The 12,279-nt window shown below is 69.2% G+C and carries 13 protein-coding genes; 7 read left to right on the top strand and 6 right to left on the bottom strand.

What is annotated here, in order from left to right; translation table 11 throughout:
• Window positions 1-218 precede the first annotated feature (218 nt).
• Genes EOW65_RS11180 through EOW65_RS19985 form a run of 6 tightly spaced genes read left to right on the top strand, consistent with a single transcriptional unit; the run spans window position 219 to window position 3,964 of the window.
• Entirely contained in the window at window positions 219-1,376 is a 1,158-nt protein-coding gene (locus EOW65_RS11180) for an amine dehydrogenase large subunit (RefSeq protein WP_128149426.1), read from the top strand.
• Entirely contained in the window at window positions 1,373-1,936 is a 564-nt protein-coding gene (locus tag EOW65_RS11185; RefSeq protein ID WP_128149428.1) for a MauE/DoxX family redox-associated membrane protein, read from the top strand. Before EOW65_RS11180 ends, EOW65_RS11185 begins: the two co-directional genes overlap by 4 nt.
• Entirely contained in the window at window positions 1,933-2,532 is a 600-nt protein-coding gene (locus tag EOW65_RS11190; protein ID WP_128149430.1) for a thioredoxin-like domain-containing protein, read from the top strand. Before EOW65_RS11185 ends, EOW65_RS11190 begins: the two co-directional genes overlap by 4 nt.
• A 9-nt stretch (window positions 2,533-2,541) precedes the next feature.
• Window positions 2,542-3,084, top strand: coding sequence for a methylamine dehydrogenase light chain (locus EOW65_RS11195; RefSeq protein ID WP_128149432.1), 543 nt, complete (start codon window positions 2,542-2,544; stop codon window positions 3,082-3,084).
• Window positions 3,081-3,524: a c-type cytochrome gene (locus tag EOW65_RS11200; protein ID WP_128149434.1), complete on the top strand. Its 444-nt coding sequence runs from the start codon at window positions 3,081-3,083 to the stop codon at window positions 3,522-3,524. The genes EOW65_RS11195 and EOW65_RS11200 overlap by 4 nt, the downstream gene beginning before the upstream one ends.
• On the top strand, window positions 3,521-3,964 hold the full coding sequence (locus EOW65_RS19985; protein WP_164880072.1) for a cytochrome c family protein: 444 nt from the start codon (window positions 3,521-3,523) through the stop codon (window positions 3,962-3,964). Before EOW65_RS11200 ends, EOW65_RS19985 begins: the two co-directional genes overlap by 4 nt.
• A 70-nt stretch (window positions 3,965-4,034) precedes the next feature.
• Here the strand turns inward: EOW65_RS19985 and EOW65_RS11210 are convergent, their stop codons facing one another.
• From EOW65_RS11210 to EOW65_RS11230, 5 genes are all read right to left on the bottom strand, one after another.
• Window positions 4,035-5,141, bottom strand: a complete 1,107-nt coding sequence (locus tag EOW65_RS11210; RefSeq protein WP_128149436.1) for a TRAP transporter substrate-binding protein — start codon at window positions 5,139-5,141, stop codon at window positions 4,035-4,037.
• A gap of 248 nt (window positions 5,142-5,389) precedes the next feature.
• The gene (locus EOW65_RS11215) at window positions 5,390-6,496 is read right to left on the bottom strand and encodes a TRAP transporter substrate-binding protein (RefSeq protein WP_128149439.1); all 1,107 of its coding nucleotides are present in this window, start codon (window positions 6,494-6,496) and stop codon (window positions 5,390-5,392) included.
• Window positions 6,497-6,673: 177 nt separating this feature from the next.
• Window positions 6,674-7,501 carry an arginyltransferase gene (locus tag EOW65_RS11220; protein ID WP_113899057.1) on the bottom strand — a complete coding sequence of 276 codons (828 nt, stop codon included), beginning with the start codon at window positions 7,499-7,501 and terminating at the stop codon, window positions 6,674-6,676.
• 176 nt (window positions 7,502-7,677) lie between these two features.
• Window positions 7,678-8,142, bottom strand: coding sequence for a DUF2852 domain-containing protein (locus tag EOW65_RS11225; protein ID WP_128149441.1), 465 nt, complete (start codon window positions 8,140-8,142; stop codon window positions 7,678-7,680).
• Between the two features lie 123 nt (window positions 8,143-8,265).
• Window positions 8,266-8,733, bottom strand: a complete 468-nt coding sequence (locus EOW65_RS11230) for a YbaK/EbsC family protein (protein ID WP_128149443.1) — start codon at window positions 8,731-8,733, stop codon at window positions 8,266-8,268.
• A 96-nt stretch (window positions 8,734-8,829) separates the two neighbouring features.
• On the opposite strand from EOW65_RS11230, the gene EOW65_RS11235 reads away from it, so the two are divergent.
• A complete protein-coding gene (locus EOW65_RS11235; RefSeq protein ID WP_128149445.1) occupies window positions 8,830-11,601 on the top strand; it encodes a [protein-PII] uridylyltransferase family protein in 2,772 nt (923 codons plus the stop codon).
• A 9-nt stretch (window positions 11,602-11,610) separates the two neighbouring features.
• Here the strand turns inward: EOW65_RS11235 and EOW65_RS11240 are convergent, their stop codons facing one another.
• Entirely contained in the window at window positions 11,611-12,252 is a 642-nt protein-coding gene (locus tag EOW65_RS11240; protein ID WP_128149447.1) for a bifunctional 4-hydroxy-2-oxoglutarate aldolase/2-dehydro-3-deoxy-phosphogluconate aldolase, read from the bottom strand.
• Between the last annotated feature and the right edge of the window lie 27 nt (window positions 12,253-12,279).

Genomic DNA, 12,279 nt, shown 5'->3' on the forward strand with positions numbered 1-12,279 from the left:
TCGCGCCCCGGGGCGCGGGGGCGAAACCGGCGCCGCCCGGAATTTGGGCGCATCCCTCGGGGCCCTGCGCGATTCGCGACCGCGACCCGAGTCGCGGCGCCATCCGGTGTTTCCGAATCGCCCGGATTTTCAGCGGAAATGGCCGTCGCCGGTGGATAGCGGGGGAAATGCGGCCGCCGCTAGCCTGATCACGGGACCTTCATGGAAGGAGAGAAACCGTGACCGAAACGACCCAAGCCCGCCGCCGCCTGCGGCCCCTTGTGCTGGCCCTGCCACTGGCGCTGAGCCTTGCGCCCGCGCTTCATGCCGAGGATTTCGTGCCCGAGGTGGTGACCGCGAAGGAGACCATCGACCCCGGCGCGAATGTCTTCGTGTCGCAGCAGCAATGGATCGGCGCGGGCTCGATCGCCGTCTTCGATCAGGCGACGCTGGCGCTGAAGGCGCTGCTGCCGACGGGCTCGATGCACCAGATGCTGATCTCGGCCGATGGCAAGAGCGCCTTCGCGCAATCCTCCTTCCCGAAGCGGATCACCTATGGTCCGAACGAGATGGTGCTGACCTCCTATGACGTGACCACCGCCAAGGTCGGGCCCGAGGTGGTGCTGCCGCCGAAGGCCGCGATGGCGCTGGGCTATACGCCGCTGCTGCGCCAGACCGCCGACAAGAAATTCGTGCTGGTGCAGAATGCCACCCCCGCCTCGTCGATCACCGTGGTCGATCCGGCCGCGGGCGCGGTGACGCAGGAAATCCCGACGCCCGGTTGCTGGGCGATCTTCGCCGCGCCCGCGGGCGCGTCCTTCTCGACGATCTGCGGTGACGGCACCTTTGCCAGCTATGCGCTGTCGGCCGATGGCGCGACCGCCGAGAAGACGGTGAGCAAGCCGGTCTTCGACCCCGAGAAGGACCCGATCTTCATCGAGGGCGCGCAGGTCGGTGACATGCTCTATTTCGTCACCTATTCGGGCAAGCTGATCGGGCTGAAGGATAGCGGCGCGGCGATCGAGAAGGTGTCGGAAACCGATCTCGTCGCCGGCGTCGAGGGCGGCTGGGCACCGGGCGGCTACGAGCTTCTGGGGGCGAACCCGGCCAAGGGCGTGCTCTTCCTGTCGATGCATCCGGGCGCCACGGACGGCAGCCACAAGGCGGCCTCGAAGGAAGTCTGGGCGATCGAGCTGGCCAGTGGCAAGGTGCTCGCGCGTTCCGAGGCCGAGGGACTGACTTCGCTTGTCGTCACCCCGGGCGAGACGCCGCTGGTCTTCGGCACCTCGGAAGAGGGCAAGCTCTTCAAGTTCACCGTGGGCGACGATTTCAAGCTGACCAAGGCGGGCGAGGCGGGGCTTGCGGGCTTTGCCATGCAGCTTTCGGTGGTCGAATGAGCGGCGCCGGGATCGAGGCCGCCGGGATCGGGGCGCTGGCCTCGGCGGCGGTCGCGGCCTTCGCGGCGTTCCTCTTCGCCCGCGCGGCGCTGCACAAGGCGTGGGATTTCACCGCCTTCACCGGCTTCGTGCAGGATTATCGGCTGCTGCCCGAGGCGCTGGTGCGCCGTGCCTCGGCGGCGCTGCTGCTGGCCGAGGGGCTGGTCGTCGCGGCGATGCTGATCCCCGGTGCGCGGGCCTTCGGGCTGGTGCTCGGGGCGGGGCTGCTGCTCGGCTATGGCGTCGCCATGGCGGTGAACGTCGCGCGCGGCCGGCGCCACATCGAATGCGGCTGCGGCGGCGCGGTGCAGCCGGTGACCCCGGCGCTGCTCGCCCGCAACGCGGTGCTGGCGCTCCTGCTGATCGCGGGCGCGCTTGCCCCCGCCGCCCCGCTCGGGCTTGCCGAAGCCGCCGCGGCGATTGCCGCGGGGCTGATCGCCTTCGCCGGCTATCTGATGGCCGACCAGCTTCTCTCGAACGCCGCCTATCTGGTGCGGCGCGAACAAGGAACCCTGCAATGACTGCCCTGACCTTTCTCGTGGCCGTGCTCTTCGCGATGGTGATCGCGCTGACCGTGGCCGTCTTCGCGCTTGCCCGGCAGGTGGGCGTGCTGTTCGAGCGGATCGCCCCGATGGGGGCGCTGGTGAACGACTCGGGCCCGCAGATCGGCGCGGCCTCGCCGCGCTTCACGCTGCCCTCGCTGACCTCGGCCGATCCGGTCACCATCGGCCCGCGCGAGGGGCGCGCGACGCTCGTCTTCTTCCTCTCGCCCACGTGCCCGGTGTGCAAGAAGCTGCTGCCGATCCTGAAATCGGCGCGCAGCGGCGAGGCCGGCTGGCTGGACATCGTGCTGGCCTCCGACGGCGACGAGGCGAAGCTCACCCGCTTCATCGGCACCGCCGATCTGGCGGCCTTCCCCTTCGTCAACTCGACCGAGCTCGGCCTTGCCTATCGCGTCTCGCGCCTGCCCTTCGCGGTGCTGATCGCGCCCGACGGGACGATCCGCTCGAAGGGGCTGATCAACTCGCGCGAGCAGCTCGACAGCCTGTTCAACGCCCACGAGATGGGGGTCGACTCGATCCAGTCCTGGCTCGACCGCCCCGCAATCACCGCCTGAGGAGAGACCATGAGCATTTTCGACAAGATCACCGACTGGATGGACCGCATGACCGAGGCCTCGGTGCGCGGTGTGGCCTCCACCACCGGGCGGCGCAGCTTCCTCGCCAGGGCCGGGCTCGGTCTGGTGGGCGCGGCGGTGATGCCGGTGCTGCCCTTCGACCGCACCTTCGGCGGGGCGGGCGGCATGGCCCTGGCCGCGGCCCCGGATGGCGACGAGTTCAGCTGCGATTACTGGCGCTATTGTGCGCTTGACGGCAACCTGTGCAACAGCTGCGGCGGCACGCTGACGCAATGCCCGCCGGGCTCGGAGGTGTCGAAGGTCAGCTGGGTCGGCACCTGCCGCAACCCGGCCGACGGCAAGGACTACCTGGTCAGCTACAACGACTGCTGCGGCCGGGCGGAATGCGACAACGCGCCGTTCTGCAACGCGAACCAGGGCGAGCGCCCCGGCTATCGCATGGGGCTGCACAACGACATCAACTGGTGCATGGCGAACGCGAGCCAGGGCTATCACTGCACGGTCGCGGTACTGGTGGGGATCGCCGAATGATCCTGCGGGCAACGATCGCGGGGGCCGTTCTGGCCCTCGCTCCCCTGACCCCGGCGCTTGCGGCCGACGGCGCGGCGGTCTTTGCCGATGTCTGCACCGCCTGCCATGGCGCGAATGGCGTCGGCACCCCGGGGGTGGCGCCGCCGCTGGCCGATCCGCCGCTGTGGGACCGGCTGGGCGAGCGGGCGCCGGCCTTCCTCTCGGGGGTACTGATCTCGGGCTTCTCGGGCACGCTGATGTCGCAGGGCGTGGGCTATTACGGCCTCGTCATGCCAAGCCAGCGCGACCTGAGCGACGCGGAGCTGGCCGCGGTGGCAAGCTATGTGCTTGGCACCATCGCCGGCACCGGAATGCAGGTGACGGTGGACGAGATTGCCGCCGCGCGCGCCGCGGCCCCCGGCCACAAGGCGCTGATGGAAATGCGGGGAGGCGGGATGTGAAACGGACGCTTGCGGCACTGATCCTGTGCCTTGCCGCCGGGCAGGCGGGGGCCGAGGGCTATAACGCGCGCACCAACTACATGCTGCGCTGCACCGGCTGCCACGGCATGGACGGCGCGGGCAGCGAGCAGGCCGGCATCCCCGATTTCCGTGGCTATGTCGGCTCCTTCGCGCGCTCGGAACCGGGGCGCACCTACCTGATGCACGTGCCCGGTGTGGTGAATTCCTCGCTCTCGGATGGCGAGATCGCGGCGGTGATGAACTATGTGATGGAGAGCTATGCCGGCGCCTCGAAGGCGGCCGATGCGGCGCCCTTCACCCCCGAGGAGGTGGCGGTGCTGCGCGCGGTGCCGGTGGCCGATGTCGTGGCGCTGCGCCGCGAGGTGGTTGCGGGCTGCACGCAGGCGGGCTGGCCGGTTGCGGGCTATCCCTGGCCCTGAGCCGGCGCGACCTGCAACGCAAAAGGCCCCCGGGCAGTGCGCCGGGGGCCTTTCCATTTTCTGCCCGCGCTCAGAGCTTGCCGGCGCGCTGCTGGATCATCATGAAGGTGTCGTAGTTGTAGTCCGCCACCTGCGCCCAGAGGTAATGCTCGGCGCGGAAGTCCTTGATCGAGCCCCAGATCTTCTTGAACATCGGGTTCGAGGCTTCCATCTCTGCATAGACCTCGTTCGCCGCGTCGAAGCAGGCCGAGAGGATCTCCTGCGAGAACGGCCGCAGCTGCGCGCCATTCGCGATCAGCGATTTCAGCGCCTTCGGGTTCTTCCAGTCGTATTTCTGCAGCATGTCGGCGTCGGTCGCCCGGGCGGCCGTGTGCAGCAGCGACTGATAGACCTTCGGCAGGCCCTCGTAGGCGGCCTTGTTGAACATGAAGTGGACGGTCGGGCCACCTTCCCACCAGCCGGGATAGTAGTAATAGGGCGCGACCTTGTAGAAGCCGAGCTTCTCGTCGTCATAGGGGCCGACCCATTCGGTGCCGTCGATCGTGCCCTTCTCGAGCGCCGGATAGATGTCGCCACCGGCGATCTGCTGCGGCACCACGCCAAGGCGCTCCATGACCTTGCCGGCGAAGCCGCCGACCCGCATCTTCAGCCCTTTCATGTCGGCGACGGTGTTGATTTCCTTGCGGAACCAGCCGCCCATCTGGGCGCCGGTGTTGCCACCCGGCAGCGCGAAAAGGCCCTGCTCGGCCATGAACTCGTTGTAGAGGTCGATGCCGCCGCCATGATACTGCCAGGCGTTCATGCCGCGCGCGTTGAGCGCGAAGGGCACGTCCGCGGCCAGCGCCCAGGTCGGATCCTTGCCCCAGTAGTAATAGGCAACGGTGTGGCAGGCCTCGACCGTGCCCGCGGCGGCGGCATCGGCCGCCTGCAGCCCGCCGACGATCTCGCCCGCGGCGAAGACCTGGATCTGGAAATTGCCGTCGGTCGCTTCTGAAAGCATCTGCGACAGCACCTCGGCGGCGCCATAGATGGTGTCGAGCGATTTCGGGAAGGACGAGGTCAGTCGCCAGGTCACTTTCGGCATCGACTGCGCGAGGGCGGGGGCGGCAAGGGTGGCGGCCGCGCCGCCGAGCGTGCCGCCAACCGCGGCCTTGGTCAGAAATGAACGACGATCCATGAAACTCCTCCGGTGTCCGTTCGCCCCACGGTCCGTTTCCGGCTCCTCTCCGAAAGGGCTTGCGGTGGTCACTTTACTTGACCGCGGGAGGCTGTCCAGTCTGGCGACGCGCATGCAGCGCGAAATCCGCAAGAAAGTTTCGTGACCGCCAAAAGACGCCGCCCCGGCGCGGCAGGGGCCGGCACCGGGGCGGTGGATTTCCTCGGGCATCTGCCGCAAGTACCGGCAGATGCTGCATCTTTCAGCGCTCAGAGCTTGCCGTTGCGCTGCTGGATCATCATGAAGGTGTCGTAATTGTATTCCGCCACCTGCGCCCAGAGGTAATGCTCGGCGCGGAATCCTTTGATCGAGCCCCAGATCTTCGCGAAGGTGGGGTTCGAGGCCTCAAGCTCGGCATAGGTCTCGTTGGCGGTGTTGAAGCAGGCCTCGAGGATCTCGGCCGAGAACGGGCGCAGCTGCGTGCCTTCGGCGATCAGCTTCTTCAGCGCCGTCGGGTTCAGATAGTCATACTGCTGCAGCATGTTGGCATCGACGCCCTGTGCGATCGAGCGCAGCAGCGACTGATAGTTCTTCGGCAGCTCGTTCCACTTGTCGAGGTTGATCATGAAGTGGACGGTCGGGCCGCCTTCCCACCAGCCGGGGTAGTAGTAGTAGGGCGCGACCTTCACGAAGCCGAGCTTCTCGTCGTCATAGGGGCCGACGAATTCGGTGGCGTCGATGGTGCCCTTCTCGAGTGCGGCATAGATGTCACCGCCGGCGATCTGCTGCGGCACGACGCCGAGCTTCGCCATCACCTGGCCGGCGAAACCGCCGATCCGCATCTTGAGGCCCTTCATGTCCTCGAGCGTGTTGATTTCCTTGCGGAACCAGCCGCCCATCTGGACGCCGGTGTTGCCGCCTGGGAAGCCGATCAGCCCCTGCTGTGCGAGGAATTCGTTGTAGAGCTCGATGCCGCCGCCGAAGTAGTGCCAGGCGTTCATGCCGCGCGCCGAGAGGCCGAAGGGTACGGCCGAGCCGAGCGCCCAGGACGGGTCCTTGCCCCAGTAGTAATAGCCCACGGTATGCGCCATCTCGACGGTGCCCGCCTGCACGGCATCCGCCGCCTGCAGCCCGCCGACAAGCTCGCCCGCGGCAAAGGACTGGATCTCGAAATTGCCGTCGGTCGCCTCGGCGATGCGTTTGCCGAGCGCTTCGGTGTTGCCGTAGAGCGTGTCGAGCGATTTCGGGAAGGACGAGGTCATCCGCCAGGTGATCTTCGGGTTCGACTGCGCGATCGCGGGGGCGGCAAGGCCGGCCGCGGCGCCGCCGATGGTGCCGCCGATCGCGGCTTTGGTCAGGAAGGAACGGCGATCCATCTGGATCCTCTTGTGCAAATTCGGTGTGTTTGCGCTGCGCGTGGGCCGGGAAGCCCCGCGCGGCGGCGCGAACGTGTCAGGTTGGGACGACCGAGTCCAGAGCAGGGGATTAAGATTTTTCGTAAAACGCGCAATAAAATGTCAAAAGCGCCCCCGTTGCGCGCAAGAGTCGCAGCGTCAGCCGCGGCTGTCGGGCAGCTGGATGCGTGCGACCTGTTCGGCGATCGGGTCGACGGACAGGGGGTGGGTTTCGCCGCTGTGGTCCTCGGGCGCGCCGATGTCCTGCCAGCGGCCGCCCTTGTAGATCTCGAGCGCGCCGAAATTCGCCTTGTAGCCCATCTTGCGCGAGCCCGGCACCCAGTAGCCGAGATAGACATAGGGCAGGCCGGCGCGGCGCGCGATGTCGACATGATCGAGGATCAGGAAGGTGCCGAGGCTGTCCTCGTGCCGGTCCGGGTCATAGAAGCTGTAGACCATGCTCACCCCGTCATCGAGCACGTCGGTCAGGCACACGGCGGCGAGTGCGCGGGTCGAGCCGGGCGAGGCCTCGGTCTCGCGGTATTCGACGACGCGCGACTTCACCGGCGTCTCTTCAATCATCGCGGCGAATTCGAAGATGTCCATATCGGCCATGCCGCCATCGGCGTGGCGCGCGTCGAGATAGCGGCGGAAGAGGGCAAACTGCTCCTCGGTGGCCCAGGGGCTGGTCGCGGTGCGCTTGAGATGCGCGTTGCGCTTCAGCACCCGGCGCTGGGTGCGGCTGGGCTCGAAATCCGCGACCCGGATCCGGGCCGAGAGGCAGGCCGTGCAATCGGCGCAGGACGGGCGATAAAGAACGTTCTGCGAGCGCCGGAAGCCCTGCCGCGACAAGGCGTTGTTCAGCTTCTCCGCCCCCTCGCCCTGCAGCGCGGTGAACAGCTTGCGCTCCGAACGCCCGTCCAGATAGGGACAGGGCTGCGGCGCGGTCACGTAGAACTGCGGTGCAAGCGGAAGCGAATGGCGCATTTCGACAGCTGTGATGGGGTTGAGGTGGCGGGGCTGGGCGTCAGGTCCCTGGCAATCTGCCGGCAGGCTAGCAAGATCAATCCTCGTCGCCAAGCCTTTCATGCCATTGCAGATATGCGAAGCCCCGCCTTTTTCAAGGCGGGGCGGCAGGAAGGGGCAGGTTGCGTGTTTCGCAATCAGCTGCGGGGCGCCTCGGGGGCGTCGGTCCCGGCCGGCGCGGTGTCGGGCATCGCGGCGGCGGCGCGGGCGCGTTCGTCCATGTATTGATCGAACTCGGCCTTGTCGCGGGCCTCGCGCAGGCGGGCAAGGAAGGCCTCGAACTCATCCTGTTCGCGTTCCAGCCGGGCCAGCGTATCGGCCTTGTAGGCGTCGAAGGCGCGGTTGCCGGTCGGGCGGCTGGCGTGGAAATGCATTCGCGGCGCGCAGGCGGCAAAGCGCTCGGCATTGCGCCGGCAGCCGCGGCCGAAGCGGCCGGTGATCAGGATGAAGCCGAGCACGAGCAGGCCGAGAGGGCCGGCGAAGATGAAGGAGCCGACCATGACCACGATCCACGAGATCGGGCCGCGCTCGTCAAGCCAGTTCAGCGTGCGCGCGATCCAGCCCGGACGGGCGGGAACGTCGGTGTAGGCGTAGGCGGACATGGGAACCTCCGGGTTGGGGATGTGAATGTCTTTCACATTGCGGAAGATGGGGGACCCCGTGGCGCCGATCAAGGGATGATGTAAAAGATTTTCACATCATCCCGCCGTCGCCGGTCGGCCAGCTCATTCGGTGAAGTCGGCAGGTTCGGCGCCGGTGATGCGCAACAGCTCGGCCGGTGCGATCGAGAAGATGTGGCGCGGCGTGCCGGCGGCGGCCCAGATCAGATCGAACTCGGCCAGACGCGGGTCCCAGAACAGCCGCACCGGCTTCAGATGACCGACGGGCGAGACGCCGCCGATGGCAAAGCCGGTCTCGGCGCGGATCAGCTCGGCATCGGCCTTTCCGAGCGGCTGACCGGCGACGGCGCTCGCCTTCTCGGCGCTGACCCGGTTGCCGCCCGCGGTCAGGAACAGCACGACATGGCCGCTCTGCTCGCCGCGGAAGATGATCGACTTCGCGATCTGGTCGACGGTGCAGCCCGCGGCCTCGGCCGCCTCGGCGGCGGTGCGGGCCTGCCCCACCTCGCGGATCTCGGCTTTTGCCCCGGCCGCGGCCAGCGCCGCCTCGACCCGTTTCAGCGATTTGCTCATCTCGCGCTCCTTCGTTCGTGCCCCGGCGGGTCTAGCGCCCGGGGCCGCGACAGGGAAGGGCATTGACCGGCGCGGGCGCGGGGCTAGTGTGCCGCCATGAGCTTTGCATCCCGCCTGACCCGCTGCCCCATTCCGCATGACCCCGACCGCGGTGCCGATCTGGCCGCGCGCTTTCCGGGCCTCGCGCCCGAGCTGCGCGCGCTGATCTCCGGCGCCGCGGGCTGTTCGCCCTATCTGGCCGGGCTGATGGAGCGCGAGGTCGACTGGCTTGCGCCGGCGCTGGCGGGTGCGCCCGAGGACGCGCTCGAGGCCGAGCTGGCCCGCGTGGCGGCCGCTCCCGGCGAGGCGCTCGGCAGCGAGTTGCGCCGGGCGAAGCGGCGGCTGGCGCTGCTGACGGCGCTCGCCGATCTCGGTGGGGTCTGGCCGCTCGAGACGGTGACCGGGGCGCTGACGCAGCTGGCCGATGCTGCCGTCGATCTGGCGATGAAGCACTTCGTCGCCGAGGAGATCCGCCGCGGCAAGATCCCCGGCGCCGGCCCCGACGACATCGCCACCGCCGCCGGCATGGTGGCGCTCGCCATGGGCAAGATGGGGGCGGGGGAGCTGAACTATTCCTCCGACATCGACCTGATCTGCCTCTTCGACGAGACCCGCTATGACCCCGACGACCGGATGGAGGCGCGCGCGGCGCTGGTGCGGGCGACGCGGAAGATGGCGGCGCTGCTGAGCGATCACACCGCCGAGGGCTATGTCTTCCGCACCGACCTGCGGCTGCGCCCCGATGCCTCGGTGACGCCGGTGTGCCTGTCGATGGGCGCGGCGGAGCTGTACTACGAGGCCGAGGGCCGGACCTGGGAGCGCGCGGCCTATATCAAGGCGCGGCCCTGCGCGGGCGACCTTGCGGCGGGCGCGCGTTTCCTTGAGACGCTCACCCCCTTCGTCTGGCGCAAGCACCTCGACTTCGCCGCGATCCAGGACGCCTATGACATGCGGCTGCGGATCCGTGAGCACAAGGGGCTGCAGGGGCCGCTGTCGATCCCCGGCCACAACATGAAGCTCGGCCAGGGTGGCATCCGCGAGATCGAGTTCTTCACCCAGACCCGGCAGCTGATCGCCGGCGGGCGTGACCCCTCGCTGCGCGAGCGCACGACAGTGGGCGGGCTGGCGCGGCTGGCGGCCCAGGGCTGGGTGCCCGAGACCGTGGCGCAGGAGCTGACCCGGATCTACCGCGCGCATCGCGAGGTCGAGCACCGGGTGCAGATGGTCAACGACGCCCAGACCCACCTCTTGCCGACTTCGGCCGAGGGGCTCGACCGCATCGCGCGGATGATGGGCGAGAGTGACACCGCCGCTTGGGAAGCGGGCCTGCGGGCGCGGCTCGAACGGGTCGAGACGCTGACCGGCGCCTTCTTCGCGCCTTCGGAATGCGAGGGGCGGCCGGATCTCTCGCCCGCTTCCGAGGCGCTGGTCGAGGGCTGGCGTGGCTATCCCGCGCTGCGCTCGGACCGGGCGCAGGCGATCTTTCGCCGCATCGAGCCCGAGATCCTGAAGCGGATGACCCGGGCCGCGAACCCCGAGGAGGCGCTGCGCCAGTTCGACGGTTTCCTTGCGCGGCTGCCGGCGGGGGTGCAGCTGTTCTCGCTCTTTGAATCGAACCCGCAGCTGATCGACCTGATCGTCGACATCTGCGCCACGGCGCCGGGGCTGGCGGCCTATCTGTCGCGCAATGCCGGGGTTCTGGACGCGGTGCTGGGCGGCTCGTTCTTCGCCCCCTGGCCCGGTGGCGCGGCGCTGAATGCGGCGCTGACGGCGGAACTTGCGGCGGCGCCCGATTACGAGAAGGCGCTCGATGCGGCGCGCCGCTGGGCGAAGGAATGGCGCTTCCGCGTCGGGGTGCATCATCTGCGCGGCCTTGTGGATGCGGCCGAGGCGGCGAAGCAGTACGCCGATGTCGCCGGCACGGCGGTGGCGGCGCTCTGGCCCGTGGTGGTGGCCGAATTCGCGCGCAAGCACGGGCCGCAGCCTGGTCGTGGGGCGGTGGTGCTGGGCATGGGCTCGCTCGGCGCCGAGCGGCTGAACGCGGCCTCGGACCTCGATCTGATCGTGATCTATGACGCCGGCGGCGAGGATGCCTCGCAGGGGCCGAAACCCTTGCCGGCGCGCACCTATTTCGCCCGGCTGACGCAGGCATTCATCACCGCGCTGACCGCGCCGATGCCGGAGGGGCGGCTGTACGAGGTCGACATGCGGTTGCGGCCCTCGGGTAAGCAGGGGCCGGTGGCGGTGTCGGTGCAGAGCTTCCAGACCTATCAGATGGAAGAGGCCTGGACCTGGGAGCATCTGGCGCTGACCCGCGCGCGGGCGCTGGTGGGCGCCCCGGATCTTGCCGACGAGATCGAGGCGGTGCGGCGCATCGTCTTGCGCACCAAGGGCAGCGAGGCGCGGGTGGTGCCCGATCTGGCCGAGATGCGGGCGCGGATCTTTGCGGCGAAGGCCCCCGATGGCGACTGGGAGGCGAAGATCGGCCCCGGCCGGCTGCAGGACATCGAGCTGCTGGCGCAAAGCTTCGCCCTGCGTGCCGGCGATCCGGCGCGTCGCGTCGAGGCGCAGCTGCGCGCGGGGCCACGCGCCGGGCTGATCGGCAAGGCCGATGCCGAGGCGCTGGCCTCGGCCTATCGCTTCCTGTGGCGGTTGCAGGCGGGGGGGCGGCTGCTCACCGACCGGCCGCTCGACATGGAGGCGATCGGCGAGGGCGGGCGGGCGTTCCTGCTGCGCGAGGCGGACGAGGCGGACCTCGAGGCGCTGGCCGCGCGGCTGGCCCGCACCACCGGCGCGGCCGCGGCGATCATCGAACGCGCGCTCGCCTGAGGTCGCGGCTCAGCGCGGCAGCGCCGCCGCCTCGCGCGCGAGCGTCTCGATCCCGGCCCAGTCCCCGGCCTGCACCTTGGCGTCGGGGGCGACCCAGCTGCCGCCGGCACAGGCGACGTTCTTCAGCGCGAGATAATCGGGCGCATTCGAAAGGCTGACGCCGCCGGTTGGGCAGAAGCTCACCTGCGGCAGCGGCCCGCCAAGCGCCTTGATCGCCGCCGCCCCGCCCGAGGTGCCGGCGGGGAAGAACTTGAGCATGTCATAGCCCCAATCCATCGCCCGCATCACCTCGGACGCGGTGACGGCGCCGGGCAGAAGCGGCAGCCCCTCGTCTTCGCAGGCCTTCACCAGCCGCTCGGTCAGCCCGGGCGAGACGCCGAAGCGCGCGCCGGCGGCCTTCGCCGCTTTGACGTCGGCGGGGGTCAGCAAGGTGCCGGCCCCGACGACGCCGCCCTCGACATCGGCCATCGCCCGGATCGCCTCGAGTGCGCAGGGGGTGCGCAGCGTCACCTCGAGCGCGGGCAGCCCACCCGCCACCAGCGCGCGGGCGAGGGGGGCGGCATCGGTCACCTGCTGCACCACGATCACCGGGATGATCGGGGCCAGCGCGCAGATCCTGCGCGCGGCGGCGGATTGTTCGGCGGGGGTCATCGGCGCTCTCCTTCGGTGGCCGCGCGC

Origin of the sequence: Paenirhodobacter ferrireducens, from assembly GCF_004022265.1 — a bacterium.
GTDB lineage: Bacteria > Pseudomonadota > Alphaproteobacteria > Rhodobacterales > Rhodobacteraceae > Rhodobacter > Rhodobacter ferrireducens.

Bases quoted from the DNA above. Each gene is read 5' to 3' on its own strand.
- EOW65_RS11185 (WP_128149428.1), top strand. From the start codon at position 1,373: ATGAGCGGCGCCGGGATCGAGGCCGCCGGGATCGGGGCGCTGGCCTCG.
- EOW65_RS11190 (WP_128149430.1), top strand. From the start codon at position 1,933: ATGACTGCCCTGACCTTTCTCGTGGCCGTGCTCTTCGCGATGGTGATC.
- EOW65_RS11195 (WP_128149432.1), top strand. From the start codon at position 2,542: ATGAGCATTTTCGACAAGATCACCGACTGGATGGACCGCATGACCGAG.
- EOW65_RS11200 (WP_128149434.1), top strand. From the start codon at position 3,081: ATGATCCTGCGGGCAACGATCGCGGGGGCCGTTCTGGCCCTCGCTCCC.
- EOW65_RS11210 (WP_128149436.1), bottom strand. From the start codon at position 5,141: ATGGATCGTCGTTCATTTCTGACCAAGGCCGCGGTTGGCGGCACGCTC.
- EOW65_RS11215 (WP_128149439.1), bottom strand. From the start codon at position 6,496: ATGGATCGCCGTTCCTTCCTGACCAAAGCCGCGATCGGCGGCACCATC.
- EOW65_RS11220 (WP_113899057.1), bottom strand. From the start codon at position 7,501: ATGCGCCATTCGCTTCCGCTTGCACCGCAGTTCTACGTGACCGCGCCG.
- EOW65_RS11225 (WP_128149441.1), bottom strand. From the start codon at position 8,142: ATGTCCGCCTACGCCTACACCGACGTTCCCGCCCGTCCGGGCTGGATC.
- EOW65_RS11230 (WP_128149443.1), bottom strand. From the start codon at position 8,733: ATGAGCAAATCGCTGAAACGGGTCGAGGCGGCGCTGGCCGCGGCCGGG.
- EOW65_RS11235 (WP_128149445.1), top strand. From the start codon at position 8,830: ATGAGCTTTGCATCCCGCCTGACCCGCTGCCCCATTCCGCATGACCCC.
- EOW65_RS11240 (WP_128149447.1), bottom strand. From the start codon at position 12,252: ATGACCCCCGCCGAACAATCCGCCGCCGCGCGCAGGATCTGCGCGCTG.